The organism is Paenibacillus plantarum (assembly GCF_013141695.1).
GTDB lineage: Bacteria > Bacillota > Bacilli > Paenibacillales > NBRC-103111 > Paenibacillus_E > Paenibacillus_E plantarum.
The window spans coordinates 55,401-72,887 of sequence record NZ_WHNY01000034.1; the positions used below are offsets into that span (position 1 = coordinate 55,401).

Genomic DNA, 17,487 nt, shown 5'->3' on the forward strand with positions numbered 1-17,487 from the left:
GGGGAGGCATATGGAAGCAAGGATCGAGAAAATTAAACAACAACTACAATCCCAGGGGTACAAGCTTACACCTCAACGGGAAGCAACTGTTCGCGTTCTACTGGAGAATGAACAAGATCATCTTAGTGCAGAAGATGTGTTTATGCTTGTGAAAGATAAAGCGCCAGAGATCGGCCTAGCAACAGTGTACCGTACGTTAGAACTTCTGAGCGAACTGCATGTCTTGGAGAAAATGAATTTTGGCGACGGCGTGGCTCGTTACGACTTACGTGACGATAATTCACGACATCATCACCATCACTTAATTTGCGTGCAATGCGGAGCCGTAGATGAAATCATGGAAGACTGGCTCGGACCTTTCGAAGAACGGTTAGAGACTGAATTTCATTTCCAAGTCTTAGATCATCGCCTTGATTTCCAAGGCATATGCTATCGATGCAACGAACGAGGGAAACCGGACTCATTGGAGAAATCCCACTAACAGCTGCCGCAAGGAAGCTGTTGAACTTATGAAAATGCCTGTATGCAGACAAATGCATACAGGCATTTTTGTGTTTGCTTCATATGCTACATAGTAGCTAAGAGTTAGCTTACTGTCACATAATTGGCAAGGGAGTCTGGGTACATTATAGACGAATCCGTTTATCTAGAAATATAGCCGATTTATCGTGTGAAACATATAATTTCTTATATTTGAACCGAAGGAAGAAGGTGGCGAGTATGTCGAAACCAAGCCTAGTCGTTGGCGTTCCTAAAGAAATCAAGAACAATGAGAATCGCGTTGCTTTGACCCCGGGCGGTGCAGGGATGCTTCAAATGTCCGGCCATCATGTGTTGGTCGAAGCGGGAGCAGGCATTGGCAGTGGATTTTCGGATGAGGATTATAAGCAAGAAGGCGCTACAATTGTCGCATATGCTGCTGAAGTGTGGGCGCAAAGTGATATGATCATGAAAGTAAAGGAGCCGTTGCCTGCTGAATATGGCTTCTTCAAAGAAGGCCAGATTCTATTTACTTATTTGCACTTAGCTGCAGCTGGTGATCTGGCAGCTCAATTATTGGAGAAGAAAGTGACTGGTATTGCCTACGAGACGATACAACTGCCGAATGGCTCCCTGCCTTTGCTAACACCTATGAGCGAAGTTGCGGGGCGCATGTCTGTACAAATAGGAGCCCACTATCTCGAGAAATTTTATGGCGGCCGCGGCATTCTGCTTGGCGGTGTTCCTGGTGTTCCACCGGCAGACGTCATTATTCTAGGCGGTGGTATCGTAGGCACGAATGCAGCCAAAATGGCACTAGGACTTGGTGCGAATGTCGTTATTATTGAACGAAGTGCAGACCGGATGCGAGCCTTGGATGACATTTTCGGAGGGCATCTCCGTACATTGATGTCCAATCCGTATAATATTGCGAGCGCAGTCCAAAAGGCAGATCTGCTCATTGGGGCAGTGCTCATTCCAGGGGCAAGAGCACCGCGATTAGTGACAGCGGCGATGGTTCAGAGTATGAAGCCAGGTGCTGTCATTGTGGATGTTGCTGTCGATCAAGGGGGATCCATCGAAACAATTGATCGAGTAACCACTCATAGTGATCCAACCTATGAGAAGTTCGGCGTCTTGCATTATGCGGTTGCCAATATGCCAGGAGCTGTTCCACGTACGTCAACCCTTGCGTTGACGAATGTCACTTTGCCCTACGCATTGGAGTTGGCGAATAAAGGCTTCACACAAGCTTTAGCAGAGAACTACACGTTACAACTAGGTGTGAACACGTACAAAGGCAGTGTCACCCATCCAGCGGTCGCTGAAGCGCTAGGAATGCCTTATACCAAATTAATTGACCTGTCATAATCATGGGCCGAGCCTCATATTCTGTTCCTAAGACATGGAATAGACATGGGGGACGGGCTATGATTTTTTCCTATCGGAAATTAATTGTTCGCTTACAGTATATCTTGGTTTTTGTGGCATTGACGGTCATCTTATATCAAGTTCTGTTAGCCGTATCTGGCTGGATTCAGCCTGTGAACAAGTACAAAGCACCGACGGGCAAATCCGTTAAAGTATTCGGACAAAGTGAGCGTGTTTCCTTTGAATCGAATTCTATGAGTGAGCGATTGCGTTTGTTTTATTGGTACGGTGAGTAAAGCGAAAAATAAAGGAATCTCTCTTGTCACCGTGGAATGCTATAGAATGAAAGATATAGCAGGTAAACGAGGGAGAGACTGACATAATGACGAGTGAGCTACAATCCTTCATCCAATTTCTAACGACTGAACGAGGACTTTCACGGAATACACTCGAATCCTACGAAAGGGATCTCCTTCAATTTGTTGCTTATCTTGAGATGCAAGGTGTTACAAGCTGGCGAGATACAGGGAAAGTGCATCTTGTGAGTTATCTCTCACAATTAAAAACGCTCGGACGAGCATCAGCGACTTTATCACGAATACGCGTTTCGTTACGCTCTTTTTTTCAATACATGGTGAAAGAACGGCTCCTTGATTCCGATCCTTCTGTTTTCATCGAGGTTCCTAAGTTGGAAAAAAGGATTCCGAAGGTTCTAACTATTCTCGAAGTTGAAAAGTTGCTGGAGGCGCCTCAATCTGAGCAAGTGAATGGTGCACGGGATAAAGCCATGCTTGAATTGCTCTACGCCACAGGGATTCGTGTTTCAGAACTCGTCGCATTAAATGTAGCCGATGTGAACCTAGAGATGGGCTTCATTCGCTGTATCGGCAAAGCTGAGAAAGAGCGGGTGATTCCGCTTAGCGGCATTGCCATTCGGGTCATTGATACGTATATTCAGCAGTATCGCATCAAGCTGCTCAAAAGATCGGTAGACGAAGAAGCACTATTCATCGGGCACTTAGGTACTCGAATGACGAGACAAGGTTTCTGGAAAATTATGAAGCGCTATGCGTTGGAGACGGAAATTACGAATGAAATTACGCCGCACACACTGAGACATTCTTTCGCTGCACATTTGATCGAAAATGGTGCGGATTTGCGATCTGTTCAGGAAATGCTCGGTCATTCCGATATTTCATCAACACAGCTCTATGTGCAGGTCACGAAGATCAAAATGAAAGATGTCTATAATCGAGCACACCCTAGGGCTCATTTATGATTGTTGACAGAAGGGCAGCGGCACTTCCAACCGGAATTGCTGCTGTTTTGCATTCACGGGTTGGAAGTGGGATAATGAAGGGTGGATATCATTACAATTAGGAATTGATTTGGAGGGACATCGGTGCGCTTTGAACGAATTAGTTTAATCGTATTAGATAGTGTAGGCATCGGAGAATTGCCGGATGCTGATCAGTTTGGCGACCTTGGCGCACATACGCTAGGTCATATTGCTGAGAAAGTCAGCGGCTTCGCGTTGCCCCATTTGCAGCAAATGGGATTAGGAAATATTGCAGACATTCAAGGGATTCCTCCGGTATCGTCGCCAGAAGGGTATTATGGCAAAATGGCAGAGGTTTCCGTTGGCAAAGATACGATGACAGGTCATTGGGAGTTAATGGGGTTACGTATTTCTACACCATTTAAAGTTTTCCCTGACGGTTTTCCAGAAGCCTTGATCTCGCAATTTGAGCAAGAGACAGGTCGGAAAGTAATCGGTAATAAACCGGCTTCGGGGACTGAGATTTTAGATGAGCTTGGCGAAGAACAGATGAAGACTGGCGTATGGATTGTCTACACGTCAGCTGATAGTGTGTTCCAGTTGGCCGCACATGAAGACATTATTCCTTTAGACGAGCTGTATCGGGCTTGCGAGATTGCCCGCAGGCTAACTATGCAAGATGAATTTGCCGTAGGGCGTGTAATTGCAAGACCTTATTTGGGTACGCCAGGGGCATTCAAACGAACGCCTAACCGACATGATTACGCAGTCAAGCCACCTGAGCCTACCGTTATGAATCAACTGAAGGATGCCGGTTGGGATGTCATTGCCATTGGCAAGATTAATGATATTTTTGACGGAGAAGGAGTCACGAAAGCGACTTCAACGAAAAGTAATTTGGATGGCATTCAGCAAACGATTGACGTGCTCGGAACCTCATTTAAGGGCCTAGCTTTTACCAATCTAGTCGATTTTGATTCCTTGTATGGTCATCGACGTGATCCTGAAGGCTATGGAAGGGCGTTAGAGGAATTTGACGCCTATTTACCACAGCTGAAGGCAGGACTTGGGCCGAACGATCTGCTGATCTTGACCGCGGATCATGGGAATGATCCTGTGCATGCGGGGACGGACCATACCCGTGAGTATGTACCTGTTTTACTATATAGCCCTAGCTTCCAATCGCCAGTTTCCTTGGGAATCCGGGGAACGTTTGCAGATTTGGGCGCAACGATCGCTGACAACTTTGGTGTAGAACCAACAAAGAATGGTGAGAGTTTTCTTCATCTTTTGAAATAAATAAAATCGGAGTTACATTAATTTGAGGAGGCATGATGACATGTCAGGTACATCCATGATTCAAGAAATTCAAGAGGCAGCAGCATTTATTAAACAAGAAACCAATATTACACCTCAAATTGGTCTTATTCTCGGTTCAGGTCTTGGCGTTCTAGCTGATTTAATTGAAGAGCCTATCGTAATCGACTATTCCCGTATCCCGCATTTCCCGGTCTCTACTGTTGAGGGACATGCTGGAGAGCTAGTTGTAGGCTCGATTAAAGGTAAGCAGGTCCTCATAATGAAAGGGCGCTTCCATGCTTATGAAGGGTACGGAGCCGAGACGGTTTCTTTCCCAGTACGTGTAATGAAAGAGCTTGGCGTACAAACGTTGATCGTTACTAATGCTGCTGGCGGAATCAATGAAACCTATCAAGTGGGTGATCTCATGGTCATCAGCGATCATTTGAATATGACGTTCCGCAATCCATTGATTGGACCAAATGATTCAGCGCTAGGCGTTCGCTTCCCAGATATGTCAGAGGCTTACAGTAAGCGTCTGCGTAAGTTAGCGCACGATGTCGCGGCTACACAAGATTTTAAATTACAAGAAGGTGTGTATGTGGGGCTGCTTGGTCCTAACTATGAAACACCTGCTGAAATTCGCATGTTCCGCACATTGGGCGGAGACTCGGTTGGGATGTCAACTGTTCCTGAGGTTATTGTCGCTCGTCATGCAGGCATCGAAGTATTGGGCTTCTCTTGTATTTCCAACATGGCATCGGGTATATTAGATCAACCGTTATCCCATGCAGAAGTGATGGAGACGACGGAGAAAGTTAAACCTAAATTTTTGAAGCTAGTTCTAGGTATTATTGAGGCGCTATAAGTGCGTGTTCAAACAACCTCTATAAGCAGATAAGGAGATCTACATGACATTGACTTACATTCAACAAATTAATGAGGCTGCAAGCTTCATCCAATCGCGTTTAGGCGGCGTGTCACCATCCATTGGACTTGTTCTAGGTTCAGGACTTGGTGATATGGCGAATCAGGTTGAGCAGCCAATAGCGATCGAATACAGTGACGTTCCACATTTCCCTGTATCAACAGTTGAGGGCCATGAAGGCCGCTTTGTAATTGGTACTTTGGAAGGCAAGCAAGTTATCGTGATGCAAGGCCGTTTTCATTATTATGAAGGCTATGATATGAAAAAAGTGGTGTTCCCCGTTTACGTGATGAAAGCCCTCGGTGTACAGACCGTTGTGATGACGAATGCGTGCGGTGGGATGAATCGTTCTTTCCATGCAGGTGATTTGATGTTGATAAGTGATCATATTAATATGACAGGGGACAACCCATTGATTGGGCCGAACCATGCCGAGCTTGGTGTTCGTTTTCCTGATATGTCCGAAGCGTACAATCGCGAATACCGCAGCCTTGCTCGTAAGCTAGCAGCTTCCATCGTTGGAGAGGATGGCGTTCCACTCCAGCTGCAAGAAGGCGTATATGCGGGTATTACAGGGCCTACCTACTGTACTCCGGCAGAATTGACGATGCTTGCGCGTATTGGCGGCGATGCGATCGGTATGTCCACAGTAGGTGAAGTGATTGCTGCGCGCCATGCAGGCCTTAAAGTGCTGGGTATTTCATGCATTACAGATATGGCCATTGGTGAGGAACTTGAACCCTTGACGCATGAACAGGTTGTGGCTGTGGCGAATCGAACGAAGCCCAAATTTATTGCTTTGGTGAAAGCGTTCGTTCGCGAGGTACAACTGGGATAAATTGGATTGGGTTATAACGTGATTTTTTGTGAATTTGGGCGCCTTAAGACCTATTCTTCCTATGGGACTCATGATACAATATAGTTAATTAGGACTATATTTAATGGTAATATCTCTGTGTGAGATTACCTATTCCATAGAAGGATGTGTTGGAGCATGGCAGTTCTTGGGCAACTCATGGTGGCCAATTGCCCGCGCTGCGGGAAAGTGTTTCAACGAAATTTACGAAACCAATGCATGGAATGCAGTACAAGTATCAATGATCAATTAAAGGATTGTGTTGATTATCTCCGTAGAAATTACCGATCCACGAATGAGCAGGTTTGTGATGTTACAGGCGTTTCCATTATTCAATTACAAGTTTGGATGAAGGAAGGCAAGTTACATCTTGGTGATTATCCTAATTTGAGTTATCTATGTGCTTCCTGTGCGGAACCAATTCGTGAACATAAACTGTGTGTAAGTTGCAGCACGCGTATTACTCGTGATATTCGAAAGCTTTCAGAGAGTGGTTCCGTACAGCAGCAAATGAAGCAACCTGAATTGAAACCTCAGGGTAACACGGGTGGCTTCAAAATTAGTGATCGTTGGAATCACGTGTAATTTGCCGTGGAATGGGTAATAGTAAGATGGAGTTCAGTTCACAATTCTGTCACGGAATAGTCAAAGTTTTGCCACGGACTAGATATGGGATTATTCTCTGATGTTAGGTAGAATAGATGAAGTGAACACACGATGAGGGGGATATGCATGCAAAAGTGGATTTTCTTTGTACTATTTATACTTGCGGGCGCATTGGGGCTGGGAGTCCTCTTTCAAGATATTTCTGATCGCCAAGAGGCACAGGAAGCTGAGGCTACCGCTGGTAAAATGCAACAGCTAAAATTAGTTGCTTCAAACTGGCAGTTCGATACGCCAGAGTACACGATCAAAAAAGGTGAGCCTACGAAAGTTTCTTTATCTTTAAAAGAAGGCGTACATGCGGTTGAAATTGTTGGGTTGGATATTAAACTTGATAAAGAAAACCCTTCGAAAGAAATTACGTTTGACAAACCAGGTACATATGAAATTGATTGCGTTCTTCCTTGCGGCGAAGGACATGCCAAAATGAAATCCAAACTAATTGTACAATAATCTTCATAGATAACAGATAAGAGGGGGCTTATTAGCTCCCTTTTTTCCATTTTCCTAAATGTGATGTAAGATGGAAGCTTAAGCGGATGCTTACGATATCAGTATTCTGTTGAAAACTCTAAGGAGGTAATATCATGAGAATGGTTGATTTAATACATAAGAAACGTGTTGGTGAAGCGTTAAGTGAGCAGGAAATTACATTTATCATCAATGAATATACCGCGGGAAGTATTCCTGATTATCAAATGTCCGCTTTCTTGATGGCGACCTTCCTAAACGGAATGACAGACGAAGAAACGTCGTTCCTTACACTCGCAATGGCAGGATCCGGTGAAATGATTGATTTATCTGCAATTGCTGGTGTGAAAGTGGATAAACATTCGACGGGAGGCGTAGGAGATAAAGTTAGTCTCATCGTAGGACCTGTTGTGGCTTCGCTCGGAATACCTGTTGCCAAGATGTCAGGTAGAGGTTTAGGGCATACAGGTGGTACGTTGGATAAGCTGGAGTCCATTCCAGGTTTTCAAATCGAGTTGTCGAAGGAAGCCTTTATTGAAGCGGTTAACACGAATAAAATTGCCATTGTCGGACAGAGCGGCAATTTGGCTCCTGCAGATAAGAAAATCTATGCCTTACGTGATGTAACGGCAACGGTGGATTCGATCCCATTGATCGCCAGTTCCATCATGAGTAAGAAAATTGCTTCAGGCGCTGAAGCAATTGTATTGGATGTGAAAATCGGCTCTGGTGCTTTTATGAAAACGGTCGAGGATGCAAGAGTACTTGCTCGTACAATGGTCGATATCGGAACTCGTCTGAATCGGAAAACAATTGCGATGATTACCGATATGGATCAGCCGCTTGGCCGCGAAATCGGAAATGCGAATGAAATTCGAGAATCCATTGATGTACTGCGCGGAACAGGAGACAAGGAGCTAACGGAGGTTGCGATTTCTGTTGCGGCATATATGGCAGTCCTCGGTAAGGTATTTACCTCCTTTGAGGAGGCACAGGAAGCTGTTCGTGACATCATCTCCAAGGGGAAAGCATTGGATACGTTCAAGCGCTTTATCGCCAGCCAAGGCGGCGACTCGCGTGTTGTTGATCAGCCTGAGCTATTGCCAACGGCAGCTTATCATATCGAGGTTACTGCGCAACAAGATGGTTTCATTAACGAGATTCAAGCTGAAAATATCGGTATCGCAGCGATGGTTCTTGGCGCGGGACGTGCGAAGAAGGAAGACTTGATTGATTATGCAGTAGGACTGACGTTAAATAAGAAAATAGGGGATGCCATTCAAATAGGGGAATCCATTTGTACCATCCATGCGAATCGCCTCGATGTAGCTGAGGTTGAAGCGATGATTCTCGATGCCTATAAGATCACGTCAACTCAGCCTGCACCGAAGCAATTAATTTATGATGTAATCGAATAGCAGAGGTAGAAAACAAGCACTTTCCTAACGGAAGGTGTTTTTTTCGTTCTGGGTTATTTTCACCGTCATGGAATAATTTAGAGGAATTTCGTCAACACTGATTAGCAGTCATTCATGCTGCAAAATGCCAAAACTTTCACTTCATACATCACAGGAGGGGTACAATTGCTATGCGAAAAAAAGGGCTAATCAGTTTCATTTGTTTACAATTAAGTGTGATGCTGGTACTGCCAGCGATTTATGCGGCGGAAACCAAGGTACAACCCGTGGATCTAACACCGAATGCGCTATCAGCTGTTCTCATGGATGCAGATACCGGCACGGTGATTGCGGAGAAGAATAAGGATGCCAAACTTCCGCCAGCGAGTATTACCAAAATCATGACCATGCTTTTGATCATGGAAGCAGTCGACAAGGGCACCATTAAAATGGATGAAAAAGTCAGCGTAAGTGAATATGCGGCTTCCATGGGAGGCTCGCAGATCTTCTTAGAGCCTGGTGAACAAATGTCTGTTCAAGAGATGCTGAAGGGCATCGCAATGGCTTCTGGAAATGATGCTTCTGTCGCGATGGCTGAGAAAATTGCAGGATCGGAAGAGAATTTTGTTGCCATGATGAATGAGCGAGCAGGGCAACTCGGAATGAAGAATACCCATTTCTCTAACTGTAATGGACTTCCTGTGGCTAATCACTACACAACGGCGAATGATATCGCGATTATGTCACGCGAACTTCTTAAGCACGAAGGGATTACGAATTTTACAGGTGCCTACCAAGATTATTTACGCAAAGACTCACCTAAGCCATTCTGGCTTGTTAATACAAATAAATTAGTGCGTTTCTATAGCGGAGCAGATGGATTGAAAACGGGCTATACGAGCGAAGCCAAATTCTGTTTGTCTGCTACAGCTAAGCGAGATAATTTACGTGTTGTTGCTGTTGTACTTGGTGAACCAAATACCAAAACGCGAAACGCGGAAGTAACGAAGTTGTTTGATTATGCTTTTGCGCAATATACGAATTATCCATTGTTCAAAACTGGTGATAGTTTGGGAAGCTTCTCGATAAATAAGGGCCAAGTATCGACAGTGCCGTTAGTTGCAAGGCAGAATTATAGCATATTGATGAAAAAAGGGACGGACACGGCAAATATCCGACATGAATTGCAGCTTGATCCAAGCTTGAGAGCACCTGTAAGCGAAGGTCAACCGATTGGTAAAATCATGGTCTACAATGGGGATAATGTCTTAGCTGAATACCCTTTAGAGTCTCCGCAAGCTGTTGATAAAGCTTCTTGGTGGAAGCTGTTTAAGCGAACAACGTCGGAGTTATTTACGACGAATTAATGCGGAAAACAGCGAATTGAAGTTGATGTGATCGTATATTTTGCCTTCTTTTAGCGGTTTTCTTCTAGTTTTGTCGGGTGGCAGGAATTGCCAACTCAGTTGTAGAAACTAGTGTTCATGACCTGAAGGGAGTGAACATATTGGGCATGCAAATTGAGTTTGAGCAAGGCAGAAGAGCGCTGATTGTTAGATTGAAGGGTGAACTTGACCATCATGCAGCGGATAGTGTAAAGGCGAGGATGGAGGATGCCATTGCGAAGGAGCAAACGCATCACCTCATTCTTAGTTTGAAGGACCTCTCCTTCATGGATAGCTCAGGTCTAGGCGTCATTCTTGGCCGTTATAAGCAAATCACAAGCAAAGGCGGCAAAATGGTCGTCTGTGATGTCTCACCAGCTGTTTATCGCTTGTTCGAGCTTTCGGGGATGTTTAAGATCGTTTCGATTCAAGATAACGAACGTAATGCAATGTCCAGTTTGGAGGTTGCTTTATGAGTGAACGAAACTTTATGACCTTGCAGTTTGCCAGTCGATCTGAGAATGAAGCTTTTGCAAGGGTAGCAGTGGCTGCATTCGTTTCGCAGTTAGATCCAACTTTAGATGAATTGACGGATATCAAAACGGTTGTTTCAGAAGCCGTAACGAATTCGATTATACATGGTTATAACAATAATAAGGATGGTGTCATTACCATTTCAGCTGAAATTGATGATGACACGATTCGATTAACGATTGAGGACAAGGGCGAAGGTATTGCTGATTTAGAGCAAGCGAAAGAGCCCTTGTACACGTCAAAACCAGAGCTCGAACGTTCTGGCATGGGCTTTACAATTATGGAAAATTTCATGGACGAAGTGGAAGTTGTGACGGCCGTCGGAATCGGAACGAAAATAAACATGTTGAAGCGAATTGAATCTAAAAAAGCTTTATACAATTAGGGGTAGGATCTATGGATGTTGATCTGAAGCATGCTTCTCATAGTTATTTAGACGATTCGGAAGTCAAACGGTTAATCGCCCTCAGCCAATCCGGAGATGGACTCGCTAGAGAAACACTTGTCAGCTGCAATATCCGTTTGGTGTGGTCCGTGGTTCAGCGCTTTTTGAACCGTGGTTACGAAGCCGAAGACTTGTTCCAGATCGGGTGCATTGGACTGCTCAAGTCCGTGGACAAATTCGATCTATCGTATGATGTCAAATTCTCAACCTATGCTGTCCCAATGATTATTGGGGAAATCCAGCGGTTTCTGCGGGATGATGGTACATTAAAGGTAAGCCGCTCACTGAAGGAGCTTGCGAACAAAATTCGCAAGACGAAGGATGAGCTTTCGAAGCGCTTGGGAAGGCTTCCTACGATCAAAGAGGTTGCCGAGGAGCTTATGATTACGCCGGAGGAGGTCGTGTTCGCTCAAGAGGCGAATAAACCACTCTCGTCGATTCATGAGACCGTGTTTGAGAACGATGGAGACCCCATCACGCTAATGGACCAAATTTCGGATGAATCCGGAGAGAAATGGTTCGAGAAGCTAGCCTTGAATGAGGCGATTGGAACGCTCTCAGAGCGTGAAAGACTTATCGTTTATCTCCGCTATTTCCGTGATCAGACGCAGTCGGAGGTTGCAAGCAGACTAGGCATATCTCAGGTGCAGGTATCGCGCTTGGAGAAAAAGATTCTGCAATCAATTAAAGATCAGATTGCACAATGATTGTTCTATACGTAACAACGCGCTGGAATAAACCGTGCTCCTTATGGGAGGACGGTTTTTCAGTGCATATACATATAGCCGCTAATTTCCCGTGAGTTAGAATCAATCAGGGGGGATGAGCGGCTTGTTCCTTATACACCGAACTCTTTACTAACGTACCGAATAACGGTCAGCCGCATAAAATCTGACGCAGTATATCCCGCATAAACCAACGAGGGAATATACGATACGACTTAACCCTGAAGATTCACGGTGTGAATCTCCCCCAAGTAGAGCAGAAACTAAATCCCATTCGAAAAGCCCAACTAGAAGCCAATTCAGCGCACCAATGATGACGAGTGTTAACGCGAATTTTGCCATGTTATCACCTTCTTTATATGGAATAAGTAATCGTATTCCCTATTTAACATGCCTTGCCATATCCAACTTTATGCATGGAGAATTTACCAAATCTCGAATGGATTACACGAAGGAAAGATTTTGCATACTATTCCTATACATGGATGACTGCAGACAGAATTGACATTGTTAAGCTCTGAGAGGGGTGTACCATGGACCAGGTAATTAATAAATATTTATACATACGTCTGCGCCGCAAAGCGCGCGTTCGCAAGGGGCAGATCGTGAGACTGCACCATATTGCACAGCTATTTGTGGAACCTGAATATGAACAAGCTCTGAACGAATTGATTATTCATCAACCCCAGCAAGAGGATGGAAATCGCGTGCTCATCGATATGCTATTAATCATTCGTAAAGTTAAGAAATGTTTTCCCGAGCTGCAAGTTGAACATTTTGGTGAACCGCACGTACTGCTAGAAATATACACCGATAATAAGAAAGTAAATCCGCTTCTCATCGTAATCGTATGGTTGCTTTTATTTATTGGATCAGGGCTGGCGATCATGAATTTCCATGCTGACGTGTCCATGCTAGCCGTCCATCAGCGAATTTATGAATTGATGACGGGTAAAAAGGTCGATCATCCGCTCATTTTACAAATTCCCTATTCAATTGGCATCGGAGCAGGGATGGTACTTTTCTTTAACCATTTGTTTAAAAAGAAATTCAACGAAGAGCCGAGCCCATTAGAAGTTGAGATGTTTATGTATCAAGAAAACATTAATCATTATGTAATCACAGAAGAATACTCGAAAATCAATGAAGAAGGGGACGCGAAGTGATTACGTTGCTCGGGGAAGCTTTCCTAGCCGCTTTTATCGGATTAGCTGGAGGTATAGCAGTAGGGAGCGGCATGGTTGCCTTCCTAGTCGTTCTGGATATCATTCCTAGGTTAGCCCAAATCACACGATCATTCTCCAAAATCCACGCTTATGAAGCAGCGGTTGTACTAGGTTCACTCTTTTTTACTTGGGTGGATTTCAGCGATTTGCATATGCATTTATTCCCAATGGGCGCAGCGTTATTTGGTCTATTTGCAGGTTGCTTCGTTGGCTTACTAGCTGCAGCGCTGACTGAAATCGTCAATGTGCTGCCGATTTTGGCTAAACGAGTAGGCATGGATTCCTATCGAATTGTGTTATTAATGGCCATGATTTTCGGAAAAGTTATTGGTTCCTTGTTTGAATGGTTAATTTACTAAAGGGCGGAGGAAGGTGGCGCACCCATGAAGTTTATAGTTAGAAATGGTCCACAAAGCGATGAGGAGAATTTGCAAGAATTACAGGAAGACGAGAATCAAGGTAATCAAGAACATAATCAAGAAGAAAAGCTAGCTGTTGATGAGGAAGGAAATTTATCGGCCTATAATCCCATTACGAATATGACACCGGCAGAGAAGGCTCTTAAGATTCAAGAAGATATTCCGAAAAGCCTTCGAGAAGTACAGCGCGTATTGGAAGAACGAGTCGGTTTGAATCGGAGTTTCGATCTTGTGATGAGAGAGATGGTGTTTGGCGCTAAACGCGTAGGCATCTTCTACTGCAACGGGTTCGCGAAAGATACCGTGTTGACGGATATTATCACTCGACTGACCTATGCAGATAGTGATGCGGTAGCCCACCATACGTTGGAAACATTTATCGAAAAATTAATTCCACATATTCAAGTGAAGCATTATACGAAAATGTCTGAGATTGTTGGACAGGTGTTAATGGGTGGGACCGCCTTCTTTATCGAAGGCGTAACAACGGCCATTGCGGTTGATGCAAAAAGCTTTCCAATCCGATCTATTGCTGAACCAGATCTAGAGCGTGTCGTCAGAGGTTCGCGCGACGGTTTTGTAGAAACGCTGTTAACGAATGTTACCCTGGTTAGACGCCGCATACGTGATGAGCGATTTAAACTAGAAATCATGCAGATTGGCAAGCGTACGAAGACGGATGTTTGTATCGGATATATTAACGATATTGCGGATGCGACACTCGTCCAAGATATTAAAGATAAGATGAAACAAGTGGAGATTGATGGATTGCCTTTAGGTGAGAAACAATTAGAGGAAATGATTGTGAATAAGGGTTGGAATCCGTATCCCATGGTTCGTTATTCAGAAAGGCCGGATGTTGTCTCTGCCCATCTACTAGAGGGTCATGTCTGTGTGTTTGTGGATACCTCCCCAAGTGTCATGATCTTGCCGACGACTTTTTTCCATCATGTACAGCATGCAGAGGAATATCGAAATACACCTTTCATCGGTACCTATTTAAGGTGGGTACGTTTTGCAGGCATTATGATGTCGATCTTCTTGCTGCCTCTCTGGTATCTGATGGTGATGGAACCTTCTTTAAAGCCCGCGGGTCTCGAATTCCTTGGCCCGCAGAAGGAAGGTACGTTGCCGCTCCTCATTCAATTCCTGATTGCTGATATCGGTATCGATCTCATGCGGATGGCGGCCGTACATACTCCTTCACCGCTAGCAACCGCGATGGGTTTGGTGGCCGCGATACTGGTTGGAGACATTGCTGTAAAGACGGGACTCTTTATCAACGAAGTGATCCTCTACCTGGCACTTGCTTCAATCGGTATGTTCGCCACACCAAGCTATGAATTAGGTTTAGCGAATCGGATCGTGAGGCTAGCGTTATTAATAATTGTGTCTATTTTTGGAGTTCCTGGTTTTGTGATTGGCTCCACATTATGGCTTGTTATGTTGGCTTCAAAGAAATCCTACGACGCCCCTTACATGTGGCCATTTATTCCATTTAATGCCAAAAGCTTTTTCTCCATCCTGCTTCGTCGTCCAGTATTGGCAAGCAAAACAAGGCTTAGCATTACGAAGCCAATTGATGGTACCCGTCAACCTAAATCATAGCGCATGGAATGGGCTGAAATTATTCAGCCCATTTTTGTTGTTCTAGGCGCATGTATTGTCAAATATGTGTGCGCTATGGTACTTTTATTAGTATGTATGCGACCTCTTTAGCGGAATTTGGCATAGGGAAGGTTCAAGTAGAGAGGGGAAAATATAGCTATGTATTTACATGGTACCAGTAAAATAAATGATCTAGGCCACCTCGAAATTGGCGGTGTCGATACGACGAAGTTGGTAGCCGAATTCGGCACACCTCTCTATGTTTTCGATGAGACACTTGTTCGTCAGCGTTGTCGAGAGTTTGTTGAAGCTTTTGGAGCTTCTGGGCTGAAATTTCAAGTAGCCTATGCAAGTAAAGCGTTTTGCGTGATGGCTATGTGCCGAATTGTAGAAGAAGAAGGTATGTCGTTAGATGTTGTATCCGATGGCGAGCTGTATACAGCGCTTCAAGCGGGCTTCCCGGCTGAACGAATTCACTTCCATGGGAATAACAAAACCATTTCTGAGATGGAAATGGCCATTGATGCCAAAATTGGATGTTTCGTCGTAGATAACTTTATCGAGTTACAAATGTTAAATGCGATTGCAGCTGAGAAACGCCAAAAGGTGAAAATTTTATTGCGGATTACGCCAGGTGTAGAGGCGCACACGCATGAATATATTTCAACAGGCCAGACAGATTCCAAATTCGGCTTCGATCTGGGGAATGGATCTGCATTCCGCGCGATTGAGGAGGCTTCACAGCTTTCCAATTTAGAACTTTTGGGCATCCATTCGCATATTGGTTCGCAGATATTTGAAGTGGAAGGGTTTCGAATTGCGGCTGAGAAAATGGCTGAATTTGCGATTCATGTCCGCACTGAATTAGATGTTACATTCAAAGTAATTAACTTGGGTGGTGGCTTCGGAATTCGTTACGTGAGTGAAGATACACCTCTGCCTGTAGCTGTGTATGTAAAAGCTATTACAGATGCTATTAAAACGAATTTCGGCAGCAACGGCTATCCGCTTCCGGAAATTTGGGTTGAACCGGGTCGTAGCATTGTAGGCGATGCCGGGACAACGCTTTATACGGTCGGCACAACGAAGGATATTCCCGGTGTTCGTAAGTATGTGGCTGTGGATGGCGGTATGACTGACAATCCGCGTCCTGCCCTATACGAAGCTGTATACGAAGCGGGTCTCGCGAACCGCGCTGCAGAGCAGCCAGCTGAAATTGTTTCGATTGCCGGCAAATGCTGTGAAAGCGGCGATATGCTGATCTGGGATGTGAATCTGCCGAAGGTTGCGGCAGGTGATATTTTGGCGGTATCGAGCACAGGAGCTTACAATTACTCGATGGCTAGCAACTATAACCGTATTCGCAGACCGGGTGTTGTTTTTGTCAAAGACGGCCAAAGCGACCTTGTCGTGAAACGTGAATCTTTTGATCAAATCGTTGGGAATGACGTAATTCCCGCTAGAATGAAACAAGTCAGCAAGACGGTTTAATCATAGTATGAAAACAGCAGGAGGCCCCTAGCTACACATGGTTCCTCCTGCTGTTTGTGTAATGCAGCCATTCATAGTAGAATAAGATATTATTTCCTAAAGGAGTGAACCACATAATGGCAAAACAAGCAAAAATTCAACTAGCAGGTGGCGGAGAGGTTGTTATCGATCTTTTTGAGAAAGATGCACCAAACACTGTCGCTAACTTTGAAAAACTAGCAAACTCTGGTTTCTACAACGGACTTGTTTTTCACCGCGTTATCCCAGGATTCGTAGCACAAGGTGGTTGCCCAACTGGAACAGGAACTGGTGGCCCTGGTTACCAAATCAACTGTGAAATCAACCCGAACAAACATGAGCGCGGCTCCCTAGCGATGGCACATGCTGGTCGTAACACAGGCGGAAGCCAATTCTACATCGCATACCAACCGCAACCACATTTGGATGGCGGACACACGGTGTTCGGTAAAGTATCCAAAGGTATGGAGCTTGTTGATGCATTCAAAGGCAAAGACAAAATGGAAAAAGTAGAAGTTGTAGAAGTATAATTTCTGTCATAGGAACTGCTCAGACTTAGGTCTGGGCAGTTTTTTGTATTTGTGCGTGACGCGAGGGGCTGCTGATTTAGCGAAAGCATGGATTTTAGTAGCGCGAGGGGCTATACGCAAATTAAGGAAATGCGCAAACAAAGCCTATTCGCAAATAGATGGATTTCCTGTAGTTAATTATTTGGATTTTCTGAGAATAAGCCAATTAGATGGATTTCCTGTAGGTATTTTCGAGCATTTTTAAGGAAATGAGTGGTTTGAGGAGAAATAACTGTACTTTTTCCATTTAAGTGGAAAAATTGACGGGATTCTTTTGGATTAGATGTATATTTTACAGGTAAGTGTGATGTGTAGGGAGGGAA

Annotated in this window: 21 protein-coding genes; 19 read left to right on the forward strand and 2 right to left on the reverse strand. The window is 44.5% G+C overall.

Annotation, left to right across the window (positions count from 1 at the left end; genetic code table 11):
- Positions 1–10: 10 nt before the first annotated feature.
- The 14 genes from fur (at position 11) to sigF (ending at position 11,815) form a co-directional block, all read left to right on the forward strand.
- Positions 11–481, forward strand: a complete 471-nt coding sequence (fur, locus tag GC096_RS10600) for a ferric iron uptake transcriptional regulator (RefSeq protein ID WP_068661963.1) — start codon at positions 11–13, stop codon at positions 479–481.
- Positions 482–720: 239 nt separating this feature from the next.
- Positions 721–1,851: an alanine dehydrogenase gene (ald, locus tag GC096_RS10605; RefSeq protein ID WP_171630203.1), complete on the forward strand. Its 1,131-nt coding sequence runs from the start codon at positions 721–723 to the stop codon at positions 1,849–1,851.
- A 59-nt stretch (positions 1,852–1,910) separates the two neighbouring features.
- Complete coding sequence (locus tag GC096_RS10610; RefSeq protein WP_171630204.1) at positions 1,911–2,147, forward strand: DUF4227 family protein; 237 nt, start codon at positions 1,911–1,913, stop codon at positions 2,145–2,147.
- An 86-nt stretch (positions 2,148–2,233) separates the two neighbouring features.
- Positions 2,234–3,130, forward strand: coding sequence for a site-specific tyrosine recombinase XerD (xerD, locus tag GC096_RS10615; protein WP_171630205.1), 897 nt, complete (start codon positions 2,234–2,236; stop codon positions 3,128–3,130).
- Between the two features lie 123 nt (positions 3,131–3,253).
- A complete protein-coding gene (gene deoB, locus GC096_RS10620; protein ID WP_171630206.1) occupies positions 3,254–4,429 on the forward strand; it encodes a phosphopentomutase in 1,176 nt (391 codons plus the stop codon).
- Between the two features lie 40 nt (positions 4,430–4,469).
- A complete protein-coding gene (locus GC096_RS10625) occupies positions 4,470–5,297 on the forward strand; it encodes a purine-nucleoside phosphorylase (RefSeq protein ID WP_171630207.1) in 828 nt (275 codons plus the stop codon).
- Between the two features lie 43 nt (positions 5,298–5,340).
- Positions 5,341–6,195: a purine-nucleoside phosphorylase gene (locus GC096_RS10630; protein ID WP_171630208.1), complete on the forward strand. Its 855-nt coding sequence runs from the start codon at positions 5,341–5,343 to the stop codon at positions 6,193–6,195.
- Positions 6,196–6,351: 156 nt separating this feature from the next.
- Positions 6,352–6,798, forward strand: a complete 447-nt coding sequence (locus tag GC096_RS10635; protein ID WP_171630209.1) for a flagellar protein — start codon at positions 6,352–6,354, stop codon at positions 6,796–6,798.
- A gap of 147 nt (positions 6,799–6,945) precedes the next feature.
- Positions 6,946–7,329 (forward strand): cupredoxin domain-containing protein, encoded by a 384-nt coding sequence (locus GC096_RS10640; RefSeq protein WP_171630210.1) that lies wholly within the window; start codon positions 6,946–6,948, stop codon positions 7,327–7,329.
- A 134-nt stretch (positions 7,330–7,463) separates the two neighbouring features.
- Positions 7,464–8,765: a pyrimidine-nucleoside phosphorylase gene (locus GC096_RS10645; protein ID WP_171630211.1), complete on the forward strand. Its 1,302-nt coding sequence runs from the start codon at positions 7,464–7,466 to the stop codon at positions 8,763–8,765.
- Positions 8,766–8,935: 170 nt separating this feature from the next.
- The gene (locus GC096_RS10650) at positions 8,936–10,111 is read left to right on the forward strand and encodes a D-alanyl-D-alanine carboxypeptidase family protein (protein ID WP_171630212.1); all 1,176 of its coding nucleotides are present in this window, start codon (positions 8,936–8,938) and stop codon (positions 10,109–10,111) included.
- A 140-nt stretch (positions 10,112–10,251) separates the two neighbouring features.
- Positions 10,252–10,605, forward strand: a complete 354-nt coding sequence (gene spoIIAA / locus GC096_RS10655; RefSeq protein WP_082595419.1) for an anti-sigma F factor antagonist — start codon at positions 10,252–10,254, stop codon at positions 10,603–10,605.
- Complete coding sequence (spoIIAB, locus tag GC096_RS10660) at positions 10,602–11,048, forward strand: anti-sigma F factor (protein ID WP_057312135.1); 447 nt, start codon at positions 10,602–10,604, stop codon at positions 11,046–11,048. Before spoIIAA ends, spoIIAB begins: the two co-directional genes overlap by 4 nt.
- 11 nt (positions 11,049–11,059) lie before the next feature.
- On the forward strand, positions 11,060–11,815 hold the full coding sequence (sigF, locus tag GC096_RS10665; protein ID WP_028554229.1) for an RNA polymerase sporulation sigma factor SigF: 756 nt from the start codon (positions 11,060–11,062) through the stop codon (positions 11,813–11,815).
- A 150-nt stretch (positions 11,816–11,965) separates the two neighbouring features.
- Here the strand turns inward: sigF and GC096_RS10670 are convergent, their stop codons facing one another.
- Entirely contained in the window at positions 11,966–12,175 is a 210-nt protein-coding gene (locus GC096_RS10670; RefSeq protein WP_171630213.1) for a DUF378 domain-containing protein, read from the reverse strand.
- A 191-nt stretch (positions 12,176–12,366) separates the two neighbouring features.
- On the opposite strand from GC096_RS10670, the gene GC096_RS10675 reads away from it, so the two are divergent.
- The 5 genes from GC096_RS10675 to GC096_RS10695 all read left to right on the forward strand — a co-directional run bounded on the left by GC096_RS10675 (position 12,367) and on the right by GC096_RS10695 (position 17,125).
- Entirely contained in the window at positions 12,367–12,999 is a 633-nt protein-coding gene (locus tag GC096_RS10675; protein ID WP_171630214.1) for a stage V sporulation protein AA, read from the forward strand.
- Positions 13,000–13,004: 5 nt separating this feature from the next.
- A complete protein-coding gene (locus GC096_RS10680; RefSeq protein WP_246302687.1) occupies positions 13,005–13,418 on the forward strand; it encodes a stage V sporulation protein AB in 414 nt (137 codons plus the stop codon).
- A 24-nt stretch (positions 13,419–13,442) separates the two neighbouring features.
- Positions 13,443–15,086, forward strand: a complete 1,644-nt coding sequence (locus tag GC096_RS10685; RefSeq protein ID WP_171630215.1) for a spore germination protein — start codon at positions 13,443–13,445, stop codon at positions 15,084–15,086.
- 159 nt (positions 15,087–15,245) lie between these two features.
- Positions 15,246–16,577, forward strand: a complete 1,332-nt coding sequence (gene lysA / locus GC096_RS10690; protein WP_171630216.1) for a diaminopimelate decarboxylase — start codon at positions 15,246–15,248, stop codon at positions 16,575–16,577.
- Positions 16,578–16,693: 116 nt separating this feature from the next.
- The gene (locus GC096_RS10695; protein ID WP_056614545.1) at positions 16,694–17,125 is read left to right on the forward strand and encodes a peptidylprolyl isomerase; all 432 of its coding nucleotides are present in this window, start codon (positions 16,694–16,696) and stop codon (positions 17,123–17,125) included.
- Positions 17,126–17,298: 173 nt separating this feature from the next.
- Here GC096_RS10695 and GC096_RS38425 read toward each other — a convergent pair.
- On the reverse strand, positions 17,299–17,487 hold a 189-nt coding region (locus tag GC096_RS38425; RefSeq protein WP_216626088.1), incomplete at its 5' end, for a hypothetical protein.